We start from the raw sequence: 24,824 nt of genomic DNA, 5'->3' as shown, positions 1-24,824 counted from the left end.
TTTCTATTTCACATCCTGAAACCGAAACGTCTGCTGAATGCCTGTCAGCGGCTTGCCATCGGCTTCGGCGTAGGGGTAGATGAAGTAGTTGAGTGGGGCACTTTCCTGACGCGGCGACAACACCAGGTCGCGGCCCCGGGTGAACTCCAGGCGGTTTTCGTCGTGGGCCCCGAAGAAGTAGTTGCGGCGGGCGGGGTTTTTGGCGGCCTCGGACGCATCCACGGGTACCCAGCCCGTGGCGGGCGTGTAGAACTCGGCCCAGCAGTGGTAGCCCTTGATTTCGCCCTGCCCCCGCTCGGGCGGCAGCGGAAACCCGATGCTGAAGCGCGCCGGAATGCCCACGGCCCGGCAGTAGCCGATAAACACGGCGTGAAAATCGGTGCAGTTGCCGCGGCGGGCGTCGCAGGCGTAGTAGATGTCGCCCCGGCCCCAGCCCTGGCCGGTTTTGTCGTAGGTCACGGTGCTGACCACGTGCTCATAGATGGCGCGGGCTTTTTCGAGGTCGGTTTTGGCCTGAGCTTTCGTTACGACTTCCTGAGCCCACTGTTTGATTTTATCGTCGAGCGGCACGAGGCGGTCGGGCTGAAGCCAGCGGGCCATGTCGGGGTCGGCGGCCTCGGCGCGGCGGGCTTTTTTGGGCGCGGGGCTGGTCAGGTAGGGGTTGAGGTGCTCCTGGCGGGTGGCTTCCAGCTGCATTTCTACCCGCAAGTTGGCGGCCTGTGCGGCGGCTACTTTCAGGTGTAGCAGCTGGTTACCATACTGGCCGGTGCGCACGGTGTAGGGCACGGTGGTTTTCACCGTCAGGCCGCTGACCTGCTGGGAAGCATCGGGGTGGGGCACCGGCAGCCACAGCTCCACCGAGTCGGTGCCAGCGGGCAGGGGCGGCACGGTAGCCGCGTACACGAAGATGAATGTGCGGCTGCGGGGCGCGGGTGCGGCCGGAGCATCAGGAGCAAAAAACGAGAGCAGAGGCAGCAGAAACGAAAGCATAGCAGGGGAGAGGCATGGGCCGGGCAACGGGAAAAGTCTAAACAAGCCGGAAAAGTTGCCGGGCCCGATGCTCGGCAAAGGTACGGTAGCCGGCGCCGGGTAGCCCACGTCGGCTCGCGCCGCTAGGTCAGCGGCAAACCTTGTATCTTCCAGCCGGCATCCTCCGCTTGTTTCCCACCCGAAATTTCCCACCCGTATGCCCTTCTATCAACGCCTAGGCCAGATTCCGCGCAAGCGCCATACCCAGTTCCGCCAGCCCGACGGCTCCCTCTACCACGAGCAGCTAGTGGGCACCCTGGGCTTTCACGGCGTCTCGTCGCTGCTCTATCATAAGCACGCACCCACCGAAATCAAGAAGGTGGGGGAGCCCCAGCCCTTCGCCCCCAAGCTGCTGAAAGACCGGCCACTGGAGCCCGCCCACCTGCGCACCCTGGCCCAGACCAGCACCGGCGGCGACTACCTGCAGGCCCGCCAGACCCTGCTCGGCAACGCCGACGTGACCATGAGCATCTGTAACCCCACGGAGCCGCGCATGGACTACTACTACAAGAACGCGCTGGCCGATGAGGTGATTTTCGTGCACGAGGGCCGGGGCGAGTTGTGGAGCCAGCTGGGCAAGCTGGCCTTCGAGCCCGGCGACTACGTGGTGATTCCGCGCACCATCATTCACCAAATGCACTTCGAGGAAGGCCCCGTGCGCCTGCTCATCATCGAGTCGTTCAGCCCCGTGGAAACCTGCCGCCGCTACCGCAACCACTTCGGGCAGCTGCTGGAGCACGCGCCCTACTGCGAGCGGGACTTCCGCGGCCCCTCGGAGCTGGTGGAGAATGACGTGCGCGAGTCGGGCGAGTACGAGGTGAGGGTGAAGAAGGACGGGCTGCTGCACACGCTGGTGTACGGCCACTCGCCTTTCGACGTGGTGGGCTGGGACGGTTACTTCTACCCCTACGCCACCAGCATCCACGATTTCGAGCCCATAACCGGCCGCATCCACCAGCCGCCACCTGTGCACCAGCAGTTCGAGGGGAACAACTTCGTCATCTGCTCCTTCGTGCCGCGTTTGTTCGACTACCACCCGCTGGCTATTCCGGCTCCCTATAACCATTCCAACGTCGATTCCGACGAGGTGCTGTACTACGTGGCGGGTAACTTCATGTCGCGCAAGGGCGTGGATCTGGCCTCGTTTACCTGGCATCCCAGCGGTATCCCGCACGGCCCGCACCCCGGCACCGTGGAGGCCAGCATCGGCAAAAAGGAAACCCACGAGCTGGCCGTAATGCTCGACACGTTCCGGCCGCTCTACCTCACCGAAGCCGCTTTGCCCTACGTGGACCCGCGCTACCCCATGAGCTGGCAGCCCGGCTTCGTGCCCGACCCGCCCCGCGCGGCGGATATGATGGATTAGGCGCGTACCACGCGAAAACCAGAACCGGGACGTTAGGCAACTAGCGTCCCGGTTCTGGTTTTATCGACTAAGCTGCTCAGTTTACGTGGTAGATACGTAGCTCCAAGGTGTCGGACAAACCGGGAAAGTAGAGACTTCGTACCTTCGGTAAAATTGCAAAACCCATGAAAAAAATCTTGTTTCTGGCCCCGGTGCTTCTGGTAGTGGCCTTTCTAAGCAGCTGCGACAAGATTGCCGATCTGCTAACCTTCTACATCGAGGATTCGCAGTCGGTAAAGATTGCCAGCAACTTTCCCATCGGACAGGTGGTGCCGCTCACGCCCATCTCGGTGCCTACCCGCTCAGATGAGAAGTTCAAAAACGAAAACACCAGCGCCAACCTGGTGAAGGACGTGAAGCTCGACCGCCTCACGCTCACCATCACCGACCCCAACGCCGAAAACTTCGACTTCCTGCAGAGCATCAGCATTTACATCAGTACCAACAGCAACGACCGGATTCTGCTGGCCTCGCTGGATAACGTGCCTACCGGCGTCAGCACGCTGCAGCTCACGCCTACCAAGGAGAAGCTGGATACCTACGTGAAAGCCAGCAGCTACACGCTGTCCACGGAAGCCCGCATCCGCAAGCCTATCAGCCGTGACATTACCATCCGCACGGATTCCCGCTTCAAAGTCACCGCCGACCCGCTGTAAAGGTGATTTAGTGAAATGGTGAGTGGCCGTTCTGTTAGCGCATTCTGCGCCTATGGAACGGCCACTCACCATTTTCACTAAATCACTAAATCACTAAATCACTAAATCACCGGTTTCGGCCGTATTGCTCGTGGCTGCTGACCCAGTCAGAGCTGCTGATGGCGGCGCCCAGGCTCAACTCCCCCGCCAGCACCACGCCGGCCACTATTTCGGCGAATTTGTTGACGGTGCCCCGGCCTACGCAGCCCAGCATACGCAGAAATTCGTTCTGGGTGGCCAGGCCGGTGCCGCCGCCGTGGGTGGCTACAATCAGCGAGGGAATGGTCATGCTGATGTACAGGTCGCCCTCGGGGGTGATTTCGGAGTAGAGTACTCCGGCCGACGACTCGGAGACGTTGGCCACATCCTGGCCGGTGGCAATGAACATGGCCGTGATGCCGTTGGCCGAGTGCGCGCCGTTGTTGTTGGCCCCCGAGATGAACGCGCCCACGTTGCTTACCTGCCCGTGGTAGGCCAGCTGCTCGGGCGTCACGCGCATCCGCTGCTGCAAAATGTCGCGCTTTATAACGGCTTCCGCTACTACACGCTTGCCCCGGGTGCGCATTACGTTGATCTGGGAGGCTTTTTTGTCGGTGGCGAAGTTGCTTTCCAGGTAGAAGTGGCGGATGGGCGCGCCCTTGTAGTTTTCCAGAATCCAGGAGCAGGCCGCGAAGGTAGCGCGGCCCACCATGTTCTGACCGGCCGCGTCGCCGGTGCTGAAGTTGAAGCGCAGGTAGGCGAATTTGCCCGCCAGATACGTGTCAATGTATTGCAGCTTGGCCACGCGGGAGGTGCTTTCGGCCTCGGGCCGGATCCGCTCGATTTCCTCTTCTACCCACCGGCCGAAGTCCCGGGCCCCGCGGGCATCGTCGAACACGAATACCGGGGCCCGCTGCATGGCGTCGCCGATGACGGTGCACTTTACGCCGCCGCAGAGGTTCAGGAGCTGAATGCCCCGGTTGTAGCTGGCTACCAACGTGCCTTCGGTGGTGGCCAGCGGAATCAGAAAGTCGCCCTGGGCGTGCTCCCCGTTGACGTGCAGCGGCCCGGCCAGCCCCACCGGAATCTGGGCCACGCCAGTGAAATGCTCGCAGTTGCCCTGCAGGTCGTGGGCATCGAAGGAGTAGTGCTTGAGGTGCTGAAACTGCTGACCCGAAAACTCCTCGGCAAACTGCTGCCGCGCCCGGATGGCCTCGTCGGCGTAATCGTCCGCGTCGGAGCGCGGAATCTTGTGGCCCTGGGTCGGCAGGTTGGCAATGGAGTCTTCCACTTCCACCGTCAGGTCGCCAAATGGGTCGGCGGAAAACTGCACCTGCACCGTGTGTAGGCCTTCCTTGAGCGGATCGGTATGCAGGTGGAAGGTGGCCGACTGCCCCACCGGCAGCGTGAAGCCCGTGGCATCGGCGTTGAAGGTAGTGGCGGGCCGCACGTCGCCCCCGCCCAGGTCCAGGGCAATTTCTTCCACGCCAATGCGCTTGCCATCCAGCACCACGGCCTCCACGCGGGTAATGCGCACGGTATCGAGGCGGTTTTTGATGCTGAAAGCCACGCCCTCGGGCGTATTGTGGAGGCTGCCGCGGGTATAGAGCAGCTTAAGCAGCATGGGGCTGGGCGTGAAAATCATAGGGCGGGCGCGGTTGAATGAAGGAATCGGGTCGGGGAAAATAGAAAGGTTTTAGGAGAGCGAAGAATATTCGTCTTACAGTAGCAGTATTGCTGCGGTTACGGGTTGAAAAAGATGGGTAGTGTATAGAGGAAGTCGATGGGTTGGTGGTTGCTATCTGTGCCAGGTGTGAAATGCCCGCTCAATAACTGAGTTGCCCGCACTGCCTCCGCGTCGGCCACAGGATGCAGACTGCGCACTACGGCTATATCTCTGACGTTTCCTTTGGTATCTACAAGGAAGCGTACGTACACTTTCCCTCGTACTGTTATGGGTAGATTATTGGGCCAGCGGACGTGCTTGTTCAGAAAGCTGACAAGTGCGGTGTCACCTCCAATGAAGGTTGGCATGCTTCTCTCTCCCGGCCCCCAACAGTCTGTTGTGTGTGTAAATGATTCCTCCGCGCTGGGGGTGCTGTGCAGTCCGGTAGTGTCCACCGCTTCGATTGTCTGGGCAAAGGCGCGGCTACCAAAGAAAAGCAGGGCCAAACCGACCCATGTGAACGATACAGTCTTCATTTGAAAGCGAAATAGACAGGAAATACCATCTCGTGTGGCCGGGCTATGCCACCGCAGATAGCCGGCGAAAAATGTCCATTCAGCAACTGCACTACGCGCAATGCCTCTGCGTCAAAGGCAGGATGTATTCCCTTCAGCACTTTCGTTCGGTACACTTTTCCATCAGTGCCAACTATAAAGGAAACGTGTACTTTACCCTCAACCTGCATGCGTAACCCCATGCTGGGCCATTGAACATTCTGCTGGATGAAGAGCAGCAGGTTGTCTTTCTTGTTGCGCTTGAGGTAAGTGGGCATCACCTCGCAAATCATGACCGGCCCGCCCTTGCCAATGGCTTGGTACGTTTCGAGGGTGATAACGCCTGATAACCCATCTTCGGCCAGCGGTTCAATCTTTAATTCTAGCGGCTTGCTACGCAATCCAACGGTGTCCGCAAGTTCCTGCGCGGCCACGGTTTGGTAGAAAAGAACAGCAAGCAGGATAACCAGCAGACGAGATAAGCTATTCATCTTCCTGGGAGGCAAAGGTTACAGGTAAAGTATAACGCACGTCCACCGCTTTACCTTGTTGGTTTCCTGGGTTCCAGGCCGGCATCTTTCTAATAACTCGCAGCACTTCCTGGTCCAGCAGTGGTTCCAGGCCTTTCACAATGCTGGCATCTTTTACCCGGCCATCAGCCGCCACAGTAAAAGTGACCAAAACTCTTCCTGTAGAGGTGGCACCTTCGGGGTAGCGCATGTTCTGCTGCAGAAAGGACAGTACGCCTTTTTGCCCGCCTTTAAACTCCGGCATTTGTTCTACTACCATTCCTAGAAATGGCAATGATGCAGAGTGCTCAACAGTTGATGGCTTTTCTAATCCCATGGCAGCGGCCGTTAAGTCAGAAAGTGGCTCAAATAGCTCATTTTGCCCCGGCTTAAAGCAAAGAGCAGCCTGCCCCACCGCCTCCCGCGCCGACAGGCCCAGCCCGCACACCAGCAGCAGCGCCACCAGAAACTTCCGCTGCCGGGGACGCAGCGCCACGCGGCGCGGCAAGGGTGCCGGCGGTTGCGGGGCCAGCTGGTCGGGCCAGAACCGCCCGCACAACCGGCCGTCGGGGGAGTGCCGAAAGGCGGCTTCCAGCTCCGGTTGGGTGGCCTCGGTGAAGTCGAGCACGGTGCGGCTACAACTGCGGCAGTGGCGACCCTGGGCGGCGGGCGTCATCTGCTGCCAGTCTTCGGCGCAGGCCCGCAGGCGGACGTTGAGGATGGGCAAGGATAGCATAGGAGCGAGGCGTAGAATCCGGAAGGTAAACGATGCGGCAACGCGCCCGCATATAGTTGCCAATGAATAAGTTCGGCTGCTGTGGTAACGCCACGGGCAGTCAAGTGCCCAGAGGTGAGGCCACGATTTAATCAGCCAGAAGATACGCCGTTTACTGCCCGCTGGTGGGGGCTTCTTCCCAGAATTCCCGGCCGCTGGTATCTACGTAGCCGAACTGGCCGTCGGGGAGTTGTACGCGGGCCACGCCTTCGGCAAACGGCTCGGCCTGGCGGTAGCGGAGGTCGGTGAGGCGGTTGCCCTCGGCATCGAGGTAGCCGAACAGGCCGGCCAGCTGCACCACCGGAAACGCGAGGTTGCCGGTAAGCCGGATGGTTTGGTACTGCACTGGCTGCACAAGCTTGCCCCGGCCGTTGATAATGCCCCACTTATCGGCCACGCGCACAAAGAGCAGTCCGTTGTAGTTGTCCCGGATTTCATCGTAAATGGCCGGCACCGAGGCCGTGCCTACCGTGAAACGGAACCCTACTTTGCCGTCCTTGCGCACCACGTCGCCCTGTTCCAGCGGATCTTCCTCGGGTTCGGGCAGGGCAGGCTCGGTGAGGCGGCGGCCGCTTACGCCAATGGTAAAGGTTTCGCCGCTAAGCTCCACGGTAGCCCGGCCCTGGCGGAAATTGCCGGCGCGGGTGTACTGCAGCGGCGTCACGGGGTTGCCGCCGCCATCAATGTAGCCGTAGAGCTGGCCCAGGCGCACCCAGGCAATTTCCTCCACGAAGGGACCGGCCTCATCGAAGCGGGCAGGCAGCACCAGCCGGCGGGTGTGGTCGGCGTAGCCCCAGCGGGTACCCTGCCGAAACGGCACGAGGCGGGCCGGCGCGGTCTGGGCCTGCCCGGCGGGCGCAGCTACCACGCTCAGCAGCAGCAGCACCGGAAGCAGAAGTCGTTTCATGCGCAACGAGGGTTGGGAGAGCACCGGCTATACCCGGCTAAGGTACGCAACCCCGGCAAAACCATAAGTCCGCTTTGCGGTTTGGTTCACTCGTTCTTCACCGGCCACCGTTCATCTTGCGGGCCGGAGCCGGGCCGCCGCGAGTTGACGATTCATGTCAATCGGCCGGTTTGGCGTCGTATCTTTGCCCCTGCCTCATCAGGCGCGTTATCTGAACCGCCTCTGCTTATGTCCCCTCAACAACAGTATCCGCGTTTTACGCTGGGCGAAAGCCTAACTCCCGAACAGCTGGATTTTTTTCAACGCAATGGTTTTCTGCATTTCCGGGGCTTTATCTCGCCGGCTACCGTAGCCGATCTGCTGCGCGCCTCCGAAGATGTGCAGCGCCGCTGGCTGGTCGAAGACGTGAAGAAGGTCAACGGCGTACCCATCAAATACGGCCGCGACGTGGACGGCTCGCCCATTGTACAACGGTTTGCCTTTGCCTCACACCATAGCCCGGTGCTGCACGATTTCCTGCAGGATCCGCGCTTTCGGGCGTTGTTTCCGCTGCTGGAAGCCAACGGCGGCCGGGTGGGGGAAAATGAGAAAGATGGCCTCGTGATTAACCACTACGTGAACGTGCCGGGCTCGGAGTTTTCGCAAATGGGCTGGCACACCGATTCCCTGCGGGACGTGTTCTACGGCAAGAAAATCGGGCCGATGCTGAACGTGGGCGTCCACCTCGATGGCACGCCCGCCACCAATGGCGGCCTGCGCGTGATTCCCGGCACCCACCGCCAGAGCCTGCGCGACATCCTGTTCCGCAAGAAGTACTACAAAGACGTAGGCCCCGACGACCACGAAATAGCCGTGGGAACCGAGCCCGGCGACCTGACCGTACACGACGGCCGCATGTGGCACCGCGTAGCGCAGTCGCCGCTGGTGGGCGAGGTGTCGCGCCGCCGTGTGATGTACGTACCCATCATTGCCGGCAAGTACGAGCCCAAGCACGAAAACAGCCCTACCCCGTTCTACCTGCGGTTCTTACACTTGGTTAAATAGGGTTGAATTGCTGAATGGGTGAACGGTCCATCTTTTAGCATATAGAATCGTTTTCCTATTCAGCAGTTCAACCATCTAGCAATTCGGCCATCCACCAGTCCATCAACAAATTGTGAAAACAGCACTTATCACCGGCGCCTCGCGCGGCATTGGGCGGGCTATAGCCTTGGATCTGGCCCGGCGCGGCTACGATGTGCTGCTCACCGCCCGCTCGGAAGATCAGCTGGAGCAGGCCGCCGCCGAGGTCCGGCAGCTGGGCCAGCAGGCGCGGGTGCTGCCGCTGGATCTGGCCGCGCCCGGCGCGGCTGCTCAGCTCTCGGCTTGGGCTACAACACAGGCACCGGAACTGGCCGTGCTGGTGAACAACGCGGGCTACGGCCTCTGGGGCCGGTTTGAGGAGCTACCGCTGGAGCAGCAACAGAACATGCTCCGGCTCAACATGCACCTGCCCGTGGAGCTGACGCACGCGCTGCTGCCCATGCTGCGCCGCCAGCCAAAGGCGTATATTCTGAACGTGGCCAGCACCGCCGCCTACCAGGCCGTGCCCACGCTCACGCTCTACGCGGCCAGCAAGGCGTTTCTGCTCAGCTTCAGCCGGGGGCTGCGCTACGAGCTGCGCGAAACCAGCGTATCCGTCACCTGCCTCAGCCCCGGCGCCACCACCACCGATTTCGCCGACCGCGCCGGTATGAACGCCGATTTGCAGGCCACCGCCAACAAGGTGTCGATGACGCCCGAGCAGGTGGCCCGGGCCGGCATCACGGCCCTGCTGGCCGGCGAGGCCGAACTTATTCCCGGCGCCCTGAATAAGGTATCCGCCGCCCTCACCAGCTTCGTGCCCAAAAGCCTGACGGAACGCATTGCCGCCAGCATCTATGAGAAGCATCTGAAGTGAAGAACTGGAAGGTGAAGTGATGAAGAGGTGAAATTGTGAAGGCAGTGCATTCACCACTTCACCTCTTCACCAATCTGCCCGCTCAGCCACCACGCAAGCCCTACGAACAGTGGGGCAGCCAGCACATCATATGTGTAGTGCGCGTGCTGCACCAGCACCAGCGCGCCGATGGTCACGGTGCCCAGCAGCAGCACCTGACGCCGCCAGCCGGCGGGCACGGCCAGGGCCAGCAGCAGCAGCGTAGCCGTGTGGCCCGAGAAGAATAGGTCTTTGGTGATGGGGGCGGGGGCGGCGTAGATGAGCTGATCCACCAGCGGGTCGCAGAGCAGTACTAGGCCCGGCGGCGGCTCCAGCGGCAGCAGCAGCAGCGTGAAGCAGCGCAGCAGGTGTAGCCCCAGGTACGCCCACAGCGCCCGCAGCAGCCGCGCCGGCCGGGGCAGCAGCGTGGCCACGCCCAGCCCGATGCCCAGGTAGATAACGGCAAACGTAGCCCCCGAAACATCGTGGGCCGGCAGCCAAGCCAGCAGCGGGTCGGGCAGCACGCGGCCGGGGCGGGCCTGCACCCAGGCAAAGTAGTGCGGCAGCTGGCTGGCCAGCAGCAGCAGCAGCGTCACCACCGCGCCCAGTCGGAACCGAAAAGCGGAATGGCGCCACGCGGCCGGCCAGGTCAGGGAATCAGGGAATGGCATGCAGAATACTGTTTATCAGAATGGTTGCTCTGGCCCGGCAGTCGGCTGCCTGTCGGGCCGGTTGTCGCCGGGGCCAGCCGCGCCGGGGAGGTATTCGGGTGTCAGCACGCGGCAACCGGCCTGATGGCTTTCAGCCGCCGGAACAGGTAGCAAGCCGCAAAGAAGCACCGGAAATCTGGCCGGTGCGCAACTTTCTGCCGGGAAAACCCGCGGCCTGCGGCCCGAAATTTCCATTGTGCGGGGTTCGGGCTTACCTTGGTCGGCCCGGTCCTGGCCTTTAGCGCCGCCGGGTTGTTCGCTACGTCTTTGCTTCTCCGCATGCACCACCGTTATCTGCTACCCCTCGCTGGCACCCTGCTGGCCGCTGCCGCGCCCGTTTTCGCCCAAACCAAACCTGCTTTTCCGGCTGAGCGCATTGCCAAACTTGCGGCCCAGCAGGAGGCGCAGGTAATTGCCTGGCGGCGCGATTTGCACGAGCATCCCGAGCTGGGCAACCAGGAAACCCGCACGGCCGCGCTGGTGGCCGAGCACCTGCGCAAGCTGGGTCTGGAGGTGCAGACTGGCGTGGCCCGCACCGGCGTGGTGGCCCTGCTGAAAGGTGGTAAACCCGGTCTCGTGGTGGCCCTGCGCGCCGATATGGACGGCCTGCCCGTGACGGAAAGCAACGCCCTGCCCTTTGCTTCCAAAGCCCGCACCCAGTACAACGGCCAGGAAGTGGGCGTGATGCACGCCTGCGGCCACGACACCCACGTGGCCATGCTACTGGGCGCGGCCGAAGTGCTGGTGAAGATGCGCCAGGAGCTGCCCGGCACCGTGAAGTTCATCTTCCAGCCCGCCGAGGAAGGCTCCTTACCCGGCCAGGAAGGCGGCGCGCGCCTGATGGTGAAGGAAGGCGTGCTCGATAAGCCGAAGGTGGACGCCATCTTCGGGGTGCACATTCAGGCCCAGACGGAGGTCGGCCAGCTCAGCTACCGGCCCGGCGGCGAAATGGCCTCATCCGACGTGTTCAACATCAAGGTGAAGGGCAAATCGGCGCACGGGGCGTACCCCTGGCTGGCCGTGGACCCGGTAGTAACCGCTGCTCAGATTGTGCTGGGGCTGCAAACCATTGTGAGCCGCCAGGCCGAGCTGACGGAAGATGCCGTGGTACTGACGGTGGGCATGGTGCACGGCGGAGTGCGCAACAACATCATCCCCGAGCAGGTGGAGCTGATGGGCACCATCCGCTGCCTCAACAAGGAAATGCAGCAGAAAGTGTGGGCCGCCGTGCGCCGCACCGCCACGGGTATTGCCGAAAGTGCCGGCGCCACGGCCGAGGTGGACATCACCAACTATGCTCCCATCACCTACAACGACCCGCGCCTGACCGAGCAGATGGTGCCCAGTCTGCAACGTGCCGCCGGCCCGGCCAACGTGCGGGTGCAGAAAGCCGTGACCGGGGCCGAGGATTTCGCCTTTTACCAAGAGAAAGTACCCGGCGTGTTCGTGTTTGTAGGCGGCATGCCCAAAGGGAAGAATCCCGCCGAAACCGCCCCGCACCACACCGCCGGCTTCTTCATCGACGAAAGCGGCCTGACACTGGGCGTGCGCACCCTCGTTACGCTGGCCACCGACTACCTCGCGGCCGCGAAGAAGTAAGACGAAGCCGCTTTGACTGAGAAGTAGTTAGGGCCGAAGGCGCTTAATGGCCGGGCGCAAACGCAACCGTAGCCGTCGGTTACCGTCTGATAGCCCGCCGGACGAGCCGATAAAACTCGCGCCCGAATCCGCGTAATCCGATGAATCCGTTTACATCCGTGATGAATATTGCCCTGGTAACCTGCGAAAGCCTGGCTCAGTACGCCGCGCCGAACGTGGATGACGAAGACAGCCTGCTCACCCGCTACCTGCGCGCGCAGGGCCACACCGTGGAGCCCCGCATATGGAGCAACCCGGCCGTTGACTGGCTGCGCTACGACGTGGTGCTGGTGAAGTCGCCCTGGGACTACTTCGACCGCGTAGCCGAGTTCTACCAGTGGCTAGATCGGATGCAGCAACTGGGCGTGCGCATGCTTAACCCCGCCGCCACCATCCGCTGGAACGCCGATAAGAAGTACTTGCTGGAAATGGAGCGGGCCGGCGTGCGTATTGTGCCCACCCGCCTGCTGCCGCGCGGCCAGGCCGTGGAGGCGGCGGCGCTGCTGGCCGAAATGGGCCAGGAGCAGCTGGTGATTAAGCCGGCCGTGAGCGGCGGGGCCAAAAATACCTTCGTGCTCACCCGCCAGGATACGGCCGTGCGCCAGCCCCAGCTTACCGAGCTGCTGCTGCACGAGGACTTTCTGGCCCAGCCGTTCCAGGCCCGCATTCAGGAGGAAGGCGAGTGGTCGTTGCTCTACTACGGCGGCGAATACAGCCACTGCGTACTGAAAACGCCGAAATCCGGCGACTTCCGGGTGCAGCACTACCTGGGCGGCGGCATCGAGCCGCGCGAGGCCCCCGCCCACCTGCGCCGCGCCGCCGACGACATCGTGCGCCGCTTTGCCGCCGGCTGCCTCTACGCCCGCGTGGATGGCCTCGACCAGGATGGCGAGCTGCTGCTGATGGAACTGGAGCTCATCGAACCCTTCCTCTACCTAGCCTCCGATGCCCAGGCCCTACCCCGTTACGAAACCGCCCTGCGGAGAATGGTGAAGTTGTGAAGGGTGAAGGGTGAAGTTGTGCTGTTAACCTGAACGGTACAACTTCACCCTTCACAATTTTACCTTTTACTTTCAGAACCCGTTCACCGTGAAGCCGCCATCTACGCTCAGCGTCTGGCCGGTGATGTAGGCGGCGGCGGGCAGGCACAGAAACGCCACGGCCGCGGCCACTTCCTCCGGCTCCCCGATGCGCCGCAGCGGCGTACGGCTGAGCACTTCCGCCAGAAATGCCTCGTTCTGGAGCACCGTGGCGGCCAGCGGCGTGCGAATGTACCACGGGGCCACGCAGTTTACCCGGATACCCAGCCCGGCCCATTCCACCGCCAGGTTGCGCGTGAGCTGCACCATAGCCGCCTTCGTCATGCCGTAGATGGAGCCGGTACGCACGTGCGTGAGCCCCGCCACCGACGAAATATTGACGATGCTGCTGCGGCCGGCTGCCGCCAGCAAGGGCTGTACGCTGCGGCTTAGCTCCCAGGCCGAATCGAGGTTGGTGGCTAGCAGATAGCGGTATTCCTCCGGGGTGTACTCCACGGTAGGCTTGCGGATGTTGGTGCCCACGTTATTGATCAGCATGTGCAGCTGCGGCCCGCGCGCTGCTACGGCCGCCGCCACCTGCGCCCGGCCCTCCGGGGTGCTCAGGTCGGCGGCCAGGGCGTGGGCGGGCAGGCCCTGCTGCTGCCACTGCGCCACCCGCTGCTCCAGCTCCGGAGCCGTGCGGGCTACGGCTACCACCGTTGCGCCCAGGTGCAGCAGCTCTTCGGCTACCGCTGCCCCAATGCCTTTGGAAGCACCTGTCACTAAAGCCGTTTGGCCCTGCAGGGTCCAGCGTTTCTGGTACTCAGAAGATGAAGTATGCATGGAGAGAATCTTGGAATGGTTAAAAATTTTCGGCTGCTACCGTAGCCTCGCCGCACCCTTGTAAGTACGGCCGGGTCAACATAGTATTAATCAGCTGGCTGCCAGATAATTCAATAGATAACGCATAAAGGCTATGTTTTTGTGAATATTTATCAAAAAGCCTCGATTGTTTGATAATTTTTTCAAAGAATTGGGGGAAAGATTAAAAAGTATTTAAATTGGCTTTCATAAAGTCGCTTAATCAGCTGAAAAGCTGCTCGCACTACGGTCCAATTTCACTCCCCACAACCACACTGTATGATCAACAAGTACTCCGCGGCCACCCTGTTGCTGCTCGGTGGCCTGACGTCCACTACCCTGGCCCAAGATTTTTCCCGGGTAAAAAGCCGGGAGCTGGACGAAAATGGGATGCCGGCCCTCATTGAATTCCGTACGCAGGGCGGCGCTTATCAGCTCAGCGAAGCCAAAACCGCTCTGCGCGAGCAATTGCAGCTCGCCACCGATGATCAGCTTTCCCTGCTCAAAACCGAAACCGATGAGTTGGGCTTCGTGCACGAGAAATACCAGCAGTTCTATAAAGGCATCAAGGTAGAGCATGGCACCTACTCGGTACATGCCCGCCAGGGCCGGGTGGCGCTGCTCAACGGCCACTTCGAGAAGGTACGCAGCCTCAATACCACGCCCTCGCTGGATGCGGCCGCGGCGCTGACCCGCGCGCTGGCCTTCGTGGGTGCCCGCACCTACATGTGGCAGGATGCCGCCGAGGAAGCCGGGCTGCGACAGCAGGAAAACAACGCCGCCGCTACGTACGCTCCCAAGGGCGAGCTGGTGGTGGTGAAAAATCACCGCAGCACCAACGCGTTGCGCGCGGGCCAGCCCACGCTGGCCTGGAAGTTCAACGTGTACGCCAAAGCGCCACTGAGCCGCGCCTTCATCTACGTAGACGCGCACTCCGGCGAAATCGTGCTCAAGGATGATATCATCAAGCACGCCGCCGCTACCGGCACGTTTGCCACCAAGTACAGCGGCACCAAAACCGCCACCACCGATAGCTACAACGGCACGTTCCGGCTGCGCGACGTATCGCGCGGGAGCGGCATCCAGACCTATAACTGCAAGAAGGGCAGCAGCTACACGGCCGCCGTGGACTTCACCGACGCCGATAACAGCTGGACTGAGTACAACAACGCCAACTTCGACAACGCGGCCCTTGATGCGCACTACGGCGCGCAGAGCACCTACGACTACTTCAAGAACATCCACGGCCGCAACTCCTACAACAACGCAGGGGCTGCCATCAAAAACTACGTGCACTTCGACGACACGCCCGGCGACGGCGTGGGCTATGAAAATGCCTTCTGGGACGGCACGCGCATGACCTACGGCGACGGCGCCACCCGCTTCGACCCGCTGACCTCGCTCGACGTGGCGGCCCACGAAATCGGCCACGCCGTGTGCTCATCCTCGGCTAACCTCACGTACTCCAACGAGTCGGGTGCCCTCAACGAAGGCTTCTCCGACATCTGGGGGGCCTGCGTGGAGTATTATAAAGATGCCAGCAAAGCTACCTGGCTTATCGGCGAGGACATCGATAAGGTGCGTCCGGCCCTGCGTTCCATGAGCAACCCCAACGCCGAAGGCCAGCCCGACACCTACAAGGGCACCAGCTGGTACAGCGGCACCGGCGACAACGGTGGCGTGCACTACAACTCGGGCGTGCTCAACCACTGGTTTTACCGGCTGGCCGTGGGCGGCAGCGGCACCAACGACATCGGCAGCGTATTCAGCGTAGCCGGCATCGGCATCGATAAAGCCGGCCGCATTGCCTACCGCACCGAAACGGTGTACCTCACGGCGTCGTCTAACTACGCCGCCGCACGCACGGGCTCCATTCAGGCAGCCAAGGATTTGTACGGGGCCGGCTCGGCCGAGGAGCAGGCCGTTACCAACGCCTGGTTCGCCGTGGGCGTAGGCGCGGCTTACGGTGGTACCACCACGCCGCCGCCCACCACCGTGACCTACTGCGCCAGCAAAGGCACCAGCGTGGCTTATGAGTGGATTGATTATGTAAAGCTGGGTACCATTGCCCGCACTTCGGCTGCTGATGCTGGTTACTATAACGGCACGGCTACTTCTACCTCCATTGCCGCCGGTTCTTCGCAGACCATCAGCTTCTCAGCCGGCTTTGCCTCCACGGCCTACACCGAGTACTGGGACATCTATATCGACTACAACCAAGATGGTGACTTTACCGACGCGGGCGAAACCGTTGTAACGGGTTCATCGGCCAGTGCTGCTACGCTCACCGGCACCTTCACGGTACCCACCACGGCTAAAACTGGTGCCACCCGCCTGCGCGTGGTGCTGAGCGATGCTTCGGCTACTACCAGCTGCAACAGCTACAGCTACGGCGAAACCGAAGATTACACCGTAAACATCACGGGCGGCGCAACTCTGGCTCCGGCCGGTGTGACCAGCCTCATGGGCGGCTCTTCGCTCAGCAACTCGGTGGAGCAAGCCATTACGGTGTTCCCGAACCCTGCGGCTGATGTGCTGAACATTTCCCTGGCCAGCAAGGCCTTGGTAGTATTGGCTATGGTAACCGACCTGCGCGGAGCCCGCGTGAGCAACGCCCGCTTCGAGAACGGCCAGCTCCACGTAGCCGGTCTCGCCAAAGGCATCTACCTGCTGACGGTCAGCGACGGCCAGAAATCCTTCCACCAGAAGTTCGTGAAAGAGTAGTCGGCTCACGGCTGCAAAACACAAAAAAGGGTCCGCCGATTGGCGGACCCTTTTTTGTGTTTCTGTCGGTACATAAAGGCGTGGCTTTGGTTAGCTTATTCACAAAAAAACCACCAGTTGGCAGGCTTTTTCGGTCAGCATACGGCGGTACTAGCGGCCCCAGGGTGCGTACTCCAACTTCAGCTCCAGCTGGCCGAAGCCATCATTGAGGGAAGAAGATGAGCGGCCCGAGACGGTACTGATATCATCGATCTGGTCAGTGGTAGTGAAGGAGTAGGAGCCTTCCAGCGAGGCGCCGAGCTTAGGCGTGAGGCGCACCGTAAAGCCCACCCCTACGGGTAACGTGAGGGCCAGGGCCGGATAGTCATTGCGCTCTGCCGACAGGTAAGTAGTATTGGTATTTCCGTTGGGCCGCTCAGTACCCCGGAAGGCTTTGGGGCTGTACAGCAGTAGTCCGCCACCCGCTTTCAGGTAGGGCTTGATGATGGATGCCGGCTTACGCGGAGCGGCGTAGGCGCCTTCATCATGCAGCGGTTCCCAGCGCACGAAGGCAATACCCGCCACATTATGGCCCTGAAACGCCAGTCCCCGATCCAGCAGATAGTCCTTCGCTCCCAGCCGGATGTAGGAAACCTCGCCGCCCAGCTGCCAGTGCGGGTGCGTCTGGTACTGAATGCCGCCCGTGAAGCTGGGGCCGATGAACTGGTCGCCGAGACTGCTGGTCAGGTCGCCGTTGTAGTAGCCTACGCCGCCACCCACCGTAAACCGTACCGGACCCCGGTAGAATGCCCGGGCCTGGCCGTCGTAATGTCGGCGCCGCCGTTCGGGGCCGGCATCCTGGGCCTGTGCAGAGTGGGTTGTAGCCAGGGAAAGCAATAGAAGGGCAGGCAGAAGAGAACGACAATTCACGCAGTAGAAGCTATAGGTGGTGAAGCCCCGACATACGCGGCCGCGCCTCGGGGTGTTGCCGGGCAGAGTTGGAGGCTGCCTTATTTGAAGGTTCCCTGCGGGTCCGGCAGCTTGGCTTTCAGGTCACTGATCAACTCAAAATCGAGAGAAGCCAAGTTGCTGGTCTGGCCTTTGTGCACGGCTTCCCAGGCTTGCGGGTACTTCTCCTGGTAGTAGTAAGCGCGGGCCAGCTGCTGCCAGCCGGCGGCGTTAGTAGCATCCTGCGTAGTGGCTTTCTCCAACAGCTCGGTGCCGGTGGTCAGGTCCTTCTTTTTCTTGGTCTGCTGGTACCGGATCAGGTAGGTAGCCCCCAGGTCACTGAGCAGGGCCGAGTTGGCAGGCGTCAGCGTCAGGCCCTTGGTCAGCAGGTCGATGGATTGGTCCGGGGTAGCGGCATTACTGGCCACAATGCCCAGGCCGTGGTAGGCGTCGGCGTTGTTGGGGTCGAGTACCCAGGCCAGGTTGAAGCGGTAAGCCGCTGTATCGGTTTGGCTTTCAGAAAGATATTCGTAGCCTTTGGTGCTGAAAAAACGGCTGGCTTCGGCCCGCGAGGCAAAGCTGTTAGTCAGGCTGGTAATGAACGGAGCTCCCAGTACCTGCTCGGCCTGGGCCGGGGTGAGCCCCCCGAACAGGGGCTGCAGCCGTCGGGTAGCCAGCGGCACATCGGTGGGAGGGGTCTTGGCTTTGCGCTGGGCCTGGGCCGGAGCCGCGCCCCACAGGAGCAGGGCCGCCGCCAGCAGAAAAGTGGATTTCATACAATCGTAACGAACAAAGAGGGCAAAAATTGAAACGGTGCCAATCGTCAAAGATAAAAAGGCTGCCGCAACCCTGCCGGTTACGAACCGTTGCAGAGGCCGTAACCCGCCAGTTGCTGCAATCCATCGGCGAAACGGGGCCGTACCTTCCGTTTTCTCGCCCTCTTTTCTGCCCTGATGCGTTTTCTGTTCTGGCGGGTGCTGCCCGCGCTGGTTAGTGGCTTGTTGCTGCTGGCGGGTGCCACCGAGTACGCCGTAGCCCGTCCCAGCCGCCGTACTACCGATGTCCGGTACGTACCCGCTACCGATTCTGCCTACCACTCCGAGCGGCACCAACTGGATGTATACGCCCCGAAAGCGGCCGCCCCGGCTTTGCGGCCGGTGGTGGTTTTTATTCACGGCGGCAACTGGGATAGTGGCAGCAAAGAGTTTTATTCGTTCATCGGCCGCCGTCTGGCCAAGCAGGGCGTGGTGGCCGTCATCCTCAATTACCGCCTGGCTCCGCAGGTGCGGGTACCGCAAATGGCCGATGACTGCGCCCGGGCCGTTATCTGGACCACCGAGCACATCCGGGAGTTCGGGGGCGACCCGCAGCGGATATTCGTGATGGGCCACTCGGCCGGGGGCGGGCTGGCAGCATTGCTAGCCGCTGATGACGCTCTGTTTCAGCGGCGTGGGCTGGCCCGGAATCCGGTGCGCGGTGCTGTGCTCGACGACCCGGCCGGGCTGGACATGTACGACTACCTGCGCCGGATGCAGTACCCCAACGATGCGCAGTATCTGGTGCCGTTTGGCAAAGACCCGGCTGCCTGGAAACGGATGTCCGCTCTCTATCACCTCACGGCGCACACTCCGCCCGTAGTTATGCTGATTGGGGGCGAAACGTATCCTTCCATCAGCAGCAGCAGCGCCCGGTTCCGGCAGCGGCTCACGGCGCTGGGCCACGCGCCGCGCTATACGGTACTGCCCGGCAAAAAGCACATTCCGATGGTGCTGCAGCTGTACTGGCAACGCAACATCGTGTATCAGCAGCTGCTGTCTTTGGTGGGCCAGCCGACCCAATAACCGCTTAAAGGCGGTGCCAGCCCGCAATCCGGCGAGCTAAAAAAGGCTGGTCTGCAGACTGGGTCGCTCGAAATCCAGTAGCCACCGCTTGCGCGAAAGGCCTCCCGCGTAGCCGGTCAGCTGTCCGTTGGCCCCGATAATGCGGTGGCAGGGCCAGATAATAGCCAGCGGGTTCTGCCCGTTGGCCGCTCCCACGGCTCGCACCGCCCCCGGATTGTCAAGCTGGCGGGCAATATCAAGGTAAGAAGCCGTGCGGCCGTAGGTTACTGCCGGCAGCGTGGCCCACACCAGCTGCTGAAAACCCGTGCCCACCACTACATCGGTAGCCACTGAAAATTCCTGCAGTTCCCGCCCGAAATAGGCCTGTAGCTGCCGATACGCTTCCTGCAGGCAGCCCGGCACCTGATGCGCGGGCGTCGCCGTTACGGTTCCGGTCGGGGCGGCCAAGAACTGCACGGCCCGTAACCCGTCCTCGGTACCCTGTATGGCCAGCAGCCCCAGGGGGGAAGATAAAAATGCACGGGCTTCATTCATGGCGCAACAGGAGGGGAGGTAGCCAAAAATATGAAATAAGGTCAGGAGAAGCCGTTGGGAAGACCTAAATTTGCAGTATTCAATGCTTCGGAGGGTTGCCACCGAGAGCTGAAGCGTACCAAACGCGCTGAAAAAAAGGCGTATATTGGTCAGAGTGGAATCAGGAAAATATAACTCTGTCTCTACTTTTTTGTGCGGTTCTCATTTGCCTGATACGGGCTCTGTTTTCATCACTCAAAGCCTTTCATACTGTGCGATATTTACTTCTGTGCTCCGCCCTGGGCTTGAGCCTGACCAGCGGGTTGCAAGCCGCCGGGGTTTCGGCGGCGGCGACCTTGCTGCTTCCGGTGCGCCCTGTAACGACCCTGCCGGTTCAGGGCTGGGGAACGGGCCTCACGGCTTCCTATTTCAACAACGGTTCATTGGCTGGGTCACCCGTGCTGAAGCGGCAGGATGCCGTGGTGGATTTCCGCTGGGGCACGGCGGCCCCCGCGCCCGAACTGCCCGCTGATAACTTTTCGGTGCGCTGGGAAGGCCTGCTGGCCGCGCCCGGCACCGGGCGCTACCGCTTCGTGGCGGCCACTACCGATGAGGTGCGTCTGTGGGTGAACGGCAAAAAAGTGCTCGATACCTGGGACGGCCGCAAGCCCACCAATGTAGACGACCCCACGGTTACGCTGGCTGCCGGCGAGAAAGTTACCATCAAGCTGGAGTATAACGACGCCGAGGGTAACGCCGGCATCCAGCTGCAGTGGGCTGGCCCCGGTCAGTCGCCGCAGCTTATTCCCACGGGCAACCTGTATCCGGTGGGCTCCCCGCTTACGCGCGACCCCGCTGGCCCACCGCCCGTTACCAAGGCCAAGGCGGTGCCCACGCCTACGGCGGCCGGTATGGCTGCTAAATCGGCTACTACTACGGCGGCCAAGCCTGCTGTGGCCGCTAAGCCAGTGGCCAAGCCGGCGGCCACGCCGGCCAAACCTGCCCCTAAAGCGGTAGCGCAGGCCGCGCCCAAGCCTGCCGAGAAAGTAGTGAAGGCTCCCAAGCCCCCGAAGCCAGTTAAAGCGGCCGAGCCCGAACCCACGCCGCCCGCTGATTTATCAGGACTATATACACTCTCGGTGCGCTCTACGGGCCAGCCGTTGAAGGTAGAGCAGGGCCGCCCCGCTACCCGCGCCGAGCAACTGGCTGCTGAAGCAGCCGGCCAGAAGGATGTCGCTCCCCAGTGGCGCATCGAGCCGGCCGGGGAAGGGCTGTACCGCTTGGTCCTGCCCGGCAGCAACAAGGTGCTGGAGGTATTGGGCAGCTCCACGTCCAACGGTGCTCCGCTCAGCGTGTGGACGTATTACAGCGGCTACAACCAGCGGTGGAAAATTGAGGAAGCCGATAAAGGATACTACAAGCTCACGCCACACCACGTTCGTAAAAAGGTGCTGACCTACGGCGACACGCTGGATGGTGGCCTGCAGCAGCAGCGCTACACCGGCGAGCCGAACCAGCAGTGGAAGCTGACGGCCGTGAAGGAAGTGGAAGAAAAACTGCCCGCCGCTGCCGCTAATGCCCCCAGCGTAGGCGACAACAAGATGAGCGTGTACCCAAACCCATCCAACGGGGTACTCCAGATGGCCTACACGCTGCCGGAAGCCAAGCCGCTGGGCTGGGTGCTCTATAACCAGAACGGCGTGGCTGTGCGCGTCTCCGACTACCGTAAGCAGCCCGCCGGGGCACACCATCAGACGTTGGATTTCACGGCCCTGCCGGCTGGCGACTATTACCTCAGCCTCACGGTAGGTATCACCAATACCCGCCAACTGATTTCCATCCGGCGGCCAGGGCCTGATACTCCTGCAGCTTCCCCTTCAGTAGGCAGCACAACGCCCGGTAAATAACTGGCATACTTTCAAACGGTAGTGGCCCGGTCAGCATCTCACATAGGAGGTGCCGGCCGGGCCACTGTCTTGTAAGATTCTGCTCAGTTGCTTACCCACCAAAAGGCCGTAACTGCTCCCAAAGCTGGGCAAACGCGCTGGCGTACCGCTGCACAATAGCCGGATCGGGGGTGATGAGCAAGTTTTCGAGGTTGTACTCGGCGGCCGAGCGGGTCCAGTTATAGCTGCCAGTGAGGACGGAGTGGCTGTCGGCCACGGCAAACTTGTGGTGCATGTGGTTACTCGACTGATCGGTGCGGATAGGAACGCCGGCCGCGTGCAGCTGCCGTACGTCGGAGCCTCGGTCCAGGAGCTTTTCGTCATCGGTGAGCAGGCGCACCCACACACCCTGCCGGTGCGCGGTCAGTAGGGCGTCGGTTAGCCGGTCATCGGCTACAGTAAACACGCATACATCCAGGGTGCGGTGGGCACTGGCAATAAAGCGCCGGATGGCCGCTACGCACTCCTCACCGGGACTGAAAAAGACTTCGGCCCCGGGCGCAGCTGCCGGCGCAGCGGGTGCTACCGGCAGCAAATTGCTGGCAGCTTCCAGCCATTCAAGCACGGCTTTGTCTTTGAACGTGTTGAACCGCTCCTTCGCCAGCTCAAACAGCTGATGCCGCAGGTGTTCTACGTTGCCCTGTTGCTGCTGAAACACCGTAAGCTGGTCGCGTAGTTGCCGCGCCTCAGCGGGCGAGAGGTTGACATCGGCGAAGGCCTGGCGGAACTGGTGCAGCAAGGCAGTAGCAGCGGGAGACGACATAGAAAGCAGCAGAATCAGGAAGGCTGGAGAAACAGGCCGGCGGGTTGGGGTAGCAGCTGAGCCACGAGCTGTTGCGCTTCCACCAGAGCTTCGGCGGAAGATTCGTGCAACACGCGAGTGAGGCCGGGCGTAGGGGCGGCCTCATCGGCGTCCCAGAGGCCGGCACGGTGCCAAGGCGTAAGGTGGTCCCAGTCGGGCCGGTCGATGATGGGGTAGAGGCATACACCCAGCAAGGGCACTCCAGCCTGTAGAGCCAGCGTGGCTTCATGGGCTATCATGCGCAGCCAATGGGGGCGGTCCTGACCGGGGTGGCTGGTTTCCGTAAGGACTACCGGCCGGCCGTAGCGGTGGTAGGCCCGTGCCAGTAATAAATTCAGCGGCCGGAAACGCGGGTCGTGGAAGTCATCGGCCCAGGGCAGCGTCTGGTGCGGCTCCTGCTGCCACTGGTTGTCGTAGTAATAGTTGAAGCCCAGCAGGTCCAGAAACTCGGGCCGGCCGCCCAGCTCAGGGCACAGCCGGCCCGAGAGGATGTCCACGCTCTGGAACTGGTTGAGGTCGAACTCCCGGGCGCGACGCATTTCTTTGGGGCTGGCCCCCATACGCGGCACAATATTGATGAGCGGCTCCGTCGTCAGAATCCGGATGCCGGGGTCAGCTTCACGCAGGGCGGCTACGCCCTCAATGTACGCGCGCATCAGGCCTAGCTTCACTTCCCAGCCTTGGCCCACGCAGTAAGGTGACGTACCACGCACATCACCTCCCAGCCAGCTCATAAAGCTCACCTCATTAATGGGCGTCACAATGAGCACCTCGTTGGGCCGCTGGCTGCGGTAGAAGTCGACGAAGGCCCGGCACAGGTGAGCGAAGCGGCGGGCAAACATCGGATGCAACGGCGTTAGGTCGTCGGGGTAGCCGAAGTGACACAGGTCCCACACCTGCTGTACGCCGTGGCGCTGGCCGGCATCCAGCAGGGTCTGCACGGTGCTCCAGTCATACTGATACGGTACGCGCTCCACTTGGCTCCAGCGGATGCCTTCCCGCACCGTGCTCATGCCAAAGGACTGCACCGCTTTGTAATCGGCATCAAGCAGCTGAACATGGCCCGTCAGGGTCAAAAAATCTACCCGGTGCCCAAACGCGTTCTGCTGGTCGGTACACTCGAAACCAGCCATCCAGAAGGACTGGAAGGGCGAAGAAGTCAGGAAATCGTGTAGCATAAGCATTGAGTTGCCATTTGTGCGTTGTGAGTTGCGAGCTACGGGTTGTCTGTTTGCACTTAGCAACCTAGTAACCGGTAACTGGTAACGCACAACCGGCAACTGATTTAAATCTGAGGGGAAATAGCGTCGGTAGCTGTGGGGTTGCGCAGTTTACCGGCCAGGCCTTTGGCTTCAATGAAAATTCGCTTGAACTCCGGGTGCTTGGCCCGGATAATATCCTGGAGCTGGTCTACGGCTACCTCCACTTCATTGGCCGAAAGGTGGTCGTGGAACTCTACATCCAGCGCCAGCACCACATCCTGCGGCCCCATGTACATGGTGAGCGGACGACGGACGGCTTCTACGCCGTGCTGGGCGCGGGCCAGGGACTCCAGCGAGTCGAGGGTTTCATCGTCCACACCTTCCCCTACCAGCAGGCCTTTAGTTTTATAAATCAGGAAGATGGCTACCGAAACCAGCAGCACCCCGATGCAAATGGAAGCACCGCCATCAAAGTACGGATTGTTGAGGGCATGCCCGAAATACACGCCGGCCAGCGCAATAACCAAACCCAGCAGCGCGGCCATATCTTCCATCAGAATAGCGAATACCGAGGGGTCCTTACTGCGGCCCAGCGTAGCCCAGAAGCCCGAGTCGCCACGCGTTTTGTTGAACTCACGGAAGGCCAGGAAGCAGGAAATGCCCTCAAACAGCATCGAGAGGCCCAGCACCCAGTAGTTCCAAGTGGGGTCGGTGATGGGGGCGGGGTGCTTGAGGTGCTCGATGCCCTCGTAGAACGACATGCCGCCGCCCACCGAAAACACCAGCACCGCCACAATCAGCGCCCAGAAATACAGTTCCTTACTCCGGCCGAACGGGTGACGGGCATCGGCCGGCTTTTCGGACTGCTTCACGCCATACAGAATCAGCAGGCCGTTGCCGCTGTCGACCAAGGAGTGAATCCCCTCGGAAAGCATGGCTGAGCTGCCGGTGAAGAAGGCCGCCACAAACTTGCTGATGGCAATAGCTACGTTGGCGCCAATGGCTCCGTAAATGGCAATCTTGGATGAACCGGCCGACATAAGGTAAGGTGCGTGTGCCTGCTGGTACGCGCCGGGTTGGGCTTAGGTTGGAAATGCCCGATCGGGCTGGTGGGCAAGGCTGGCTCAGCTGCGTAGAAGATGCCTCGTCGAACATTCCAGGTTTC

Annotated in this window: 23 protein-coding genes; 9 read left to right on the top strand and 14 right to left on the bottom strand. The window is 61.5% G+C overall.

The window, feature by feature from the left end:
* Positions 1 to 3 precede the first annotated feature (3 nt).
* Entirely contained in the window at positions 4 to 990 is a 987-nt protein-coding gene (locus HSW_RS20825) for a transglutaminase-like domain-containing protein (RefSeq protein ID WP_044003678.1), read from the bottom strand.
* Positions 991 to 1,186: 196 nt separating this feature from the next.
* Here HSW_RS20825 and HSW_RS20820 point away from each other — a divergent pair, with 196 nt between their 5' ends.
* Positions 1,187 to 2,395 carry a homogentisate 1,2-dioxygenase gene (locus HSW_RS20820; RefSeq protein ID WP_044003676.1) on the top strand — a complete coding sequence of 403 codons (1,209 nt, stop codon included), beginning with the start codon at positions 1,187 to 1,189 and terminating at the stop codon, positions 2,393 to 2,395.
* A 164-nt stretch (positions 2,396 to 2,559) separates the two neighbouring features.
* Positions 2,560 to 3,090 carry a hypothetical protein gene (locus HSW_RS20815; RefSeq protein WP_044003675.1) on the top strand — a complete coding sequence of 177 codons (531 nt, stop codon included), beginning with the start codon at positions 2,560 to 2,562 and terminating at the stop codon, positions 3,088 to 3,090.
* Positions 3,091 to 3,196: 106 nt separating this feature from the next.
* Here the strand turns inward: HSW_RS20815 and HSW_RS20810 are convergent, their stop codons facing one another.
* The 5 genes from HSW_RS20810 to HSW_RS20790 all read right to left on the bottom strand — a co-directional run bounded on the left by HSW_RS20810 (position 3,197) and on the right by HSW_RS20790 (position 7,519).
* Positions 3,197 to 4,753: a hydroxymethylglutaryl-CoA reductase gene (locus HSW_RS20810; protein WP_044003674.1), complete on the bottom strand. Its 1,557-nt coding sequence runs from the start codon at positions 4,751 to 4,753 to the stop codon at positions 3,197 to 3,199.
* A 98-nt stretch (positions 4,754 to 4,851) separates the two neighbouring features.
* A complete protein-coding gene (locus tag HSW_RS25225; RefSeq protein WP_394332391.1) occupies positions 4,852 to 5,142 on the bottom strand; it encodes an energy transducer TonB in 291 nt (96 codons plus the stop codon).
* Positions 5,143 to 5,306: 164 nt separating this feature from the next.
* On the bottom strand, positions 5,307 to 5,819 hold the full coding sequence (locus HSW_RS20800; RefSeq protein WP_044003673.1) for an energy transducer TonB: 513 nt from the start codon (positions 5,817 to 5,819) through the stop codon (positions 5,307 to 5,309).
* A complete protein-coding gene (locus HSW_RS23210; RefSeq protein WP_052346700.1) occupies positions 5,812 to 6,573 on the bottom strand; it encodes an energy transducer TonB in 762 nt (253 codons plus the stop codon). The genes HSW_RS20800 and HSW_RS23210 overlap by 8 nt, the downstream gene beginning before the upstream one ends.
* Before the next feature lie 151 nt (positions 6,574 to 6,724).
* A complete protein-coding gene (locus HSW_RS20790; RefSeq protein WP_044003672.1) occupies positions 6,725 to 7,519 on the bottom strand; it encodes a WG repeat-containing protein in 795 nt (264 codons plus the stop codon).
* Between the two features lie 228 nt (positions 7,520 to 7,747).
* Here HSW_RS20790 and HSW_RS20785 point away from each other — a divergent pair, with 228 nt between their 5' ends.
* Both HSW_RS20785 and HSW_RS20780 read left to right on the top strand, forming a co-directional pair.
* Complete coding sequence (locus tag HSW_RS20785; RefSeq protein WP_044003670.1) at positions 7,748 to 8,563, top strand: phytanoyl-CoA dioxygenase family protein; 816 nt, start codon at positions 7,748 to 7,750, stop codon at positions 8,561 to 8,563.
* Between the two features lie 112 nt (positions 8,564 to 8,675).
* Positions 8,676 to 9,458, top strand: a complete 783-nt coding sequence (locus tag HSW_RS20780) for an SDR family NAD(P)-dependent oxidoreductase (protein WP_081768536.1) — start codon at positions 8,676 to 8,678, stop codon at positions 9,456 to 9,458.
* A 50-nt stretch (positions 9,459 to 9,508) separates the two neighbouring features.
* Here the strand turns inward: HSW_RS20780 and HSW_RS20775 are convergent, their stop codons facing one another.
* Complete coding sequence (locus HSW_RS20775; RefSeq protein ID WP_044003666.1) at positions 9,509 to 10,147, bottom strand: phosphatase PAP2-related protein; 639 nt, start codon at positions 10,145 to 10,147, stop codon at positions 9,509 to 9,511.
* A gap of 318 nt (positions 10,148 to 10,465) precedes the next feature.
* Here HSW_RS20775 and HSW_RS20770 point away from each other — a divergent pair, with 318 nt between their 5' ends.
* Entirely contained in the window at positions 10,466 to 11,785 is a 1,320-nt protein-coding gene (locus HSW_RS20770) for an amidohydrolase (protein WP_044003664.1), read from the top strand.
* A gap of 140 nt (positions 11,786 to 11,925) precedes the next feature.
* Positions 11,926 to 12,825, top strand: coding sequence for an ATP-grasp domain-containing protein (locus HSW_RS20765; RefSeq protein WP_231501330.1), 900 nt, complete (start codon positions 11,926 to 11,928; stop codon positions 12,823 to 12,825).
* A 72-nt stretch (positions 12,826 to 12,897) separates the two neighbouring features.
* On the opposite strand, the gene HSW_RS20760 is transcribed toward HSW_RS20765, so the two are convergent.
* Positions 12,898 to 13,686, bottom strand: a complete 789-nt coding sequence (locus HSW_RS20760) for an SDR family oxidoreductase (RefSeq protein ID WP_044003662.1) — start codon at positions 13,684 to 13,686, stop codon at positions 12,898 to 12,900.
* Between the two features lie 297 nt (positions 13,687 to 13,983).
* Between HSW_RS20760 and HSW_RS20755 the strand changes: the two genes are divergently transcribed.
* Positions 13,984 to 16,428, top strand: a complete 2,445-nt coding sequence (locus tag HSW_RS20755) for a M4 family metallopeptidase (protein WP_044003661.1) — start codon at positions 13,984 to 13,986, stop codon at positions 16,426 to 16,428.
* Positions 16,429 to 16,578: 150 nt separating this feature from the next.
* On the opposite strand, the gene HSW_RS20750 is transcribed toward HSW_RS20755, so the two are convergent.
* Positions 16,579 to 17,304, bottom strand: a complete 726-nt coding sequence (locus HSW_RS20750; protein WP_044003660.1) for an outer membrane beta-barrel protein — start codon at positions 17,302 to 17,304, stop codon at positions 16,579 to 16,581.
* 113 nt (positions 17,305 to 17,417) lie between these two features.
* Positions 17,418 to 18,131 (bottom strand): tetratricopeptide repeat protein, encoded by a 714-nt coding sequence (locus tag HSW_RS20745; RefSeq protein ID WP_052346698.1) that lies wholly within the window; start codon positions 18,129 to 18,131, stop codon positions 17,418 to 17,420.
* Positions 18,132 to 18,308: 177 nt separating this feature from the next.
* On the opposite strand from HSW_RS20745, the gene HSW_RS20740 reads away from it, so the two are divergent.
* The gene (locus tag HSW_RS20740; RefSeq protein WP_044003659.1) at positions 18,309 to 19,196 is read left to right on the top strand and encodes an alpha/beta hydrolase; all 888 of its coding nucleotides are present in this window, start codon (positions 18,309 to 18,311) and stop codon (positions 19,194 to 19,196) included.
* A 36-nt stretch (positions 19,197 to 19,232) separates the two neighbouring features.
* On the opposite strand, the gene HSW_RS20735 is transcribed toward HSW_RS20740, so the two are convergent.
* A complete protein-coding gene (locus HSW_RS20735) occupies positions 19,233 to 19,730 on the bottom strand; it encodes a methylated-DNA--[protein]-cysteine S-methyltransferase (protein ID WP_044003658.1) in 498 nt (165 codons plus the stop codon).
* Positions 19,731 to 19,981: 251 nt separating this feature from the next.
* On the opposite strand from HSW_RS20735, the gene HSW_RS20730 reads away from it, so the two are divergent.
* Positions 19,982 to 21,616: a PA14 domain-containing protein gene (locus HSW_RS20730; RefSeq protein ID WP_081768534.1), complete on the top strand. Its 1,635-nt coding sequence runs from the start codon at positions 19,982 to 19,984 to the stop codon at positions 21,614 to 21,616.
* A 91-nt stretch (positions 21,617 to 21,707) separates the two neighbouring features.
* Here HSW_RS20730 and HSW_RS20725 read toward each other — a convergent pair whose 3' ends face one another.
* The 3 genes from HSW_RS20725 to HSW_RS20715 all read right to left on the bottom strand — a co-directional run bounded on the left by HSW_RS20725 (position 21,708) and on the right by HSW_RS20715 (position 24,699).
* Positions 21,708 to 22,418, bottom strand: coding sequence for a phospholipase D-like domain-containing protein (locus HSW_RS20725; protein WP_044003656.1), 711 nt, complete (start codon positions 22,416 to 22,418; stop codon positions 21,708 to 21,710).
* 14 nt (positions 22,419 to 22,432) lie between these two features.
* On the bottom strand, positions 22,433 to 23,635 hold the full coding sequence (locus tag HSW_RS20720; protein WP_044003655.1) for a glycoside hydrolase family 1 protein: 1,203 nt from the start codon (positions 23,633 to 23,635) through the stop codon (positions 22,433 to 22,435).
* Positions 23,636 to 23,742: 107 nt separating this feature from the next.
* Positions 23,743 to 24,699, bottom strand: coding sequence for a cation diffusion facilitator family transporter (locus tag HSW_RS20715; protein WP_044003652.1), 957 nt, complete (start codon positions 24,697 to 24,699; stop codon positions 23,743 to 23,745).
* Between the last annotated feature and the right edge of the window lie 125 nt (positions 24,700 to 24,824).

This window comes from Hymenobacter swuensis DY53, from assembly GCF_000576555.1.
GTDB classification, from domain to species: Bacteria; Bacteroidota; Bacteroidia; order Cytophagales; family Hymenobacteraceae; genus Hymenobacter; species Hymenobacter swuensis.
This window is presented reverse-complemented; position numbering and strand designations above follow the sequence as displayed.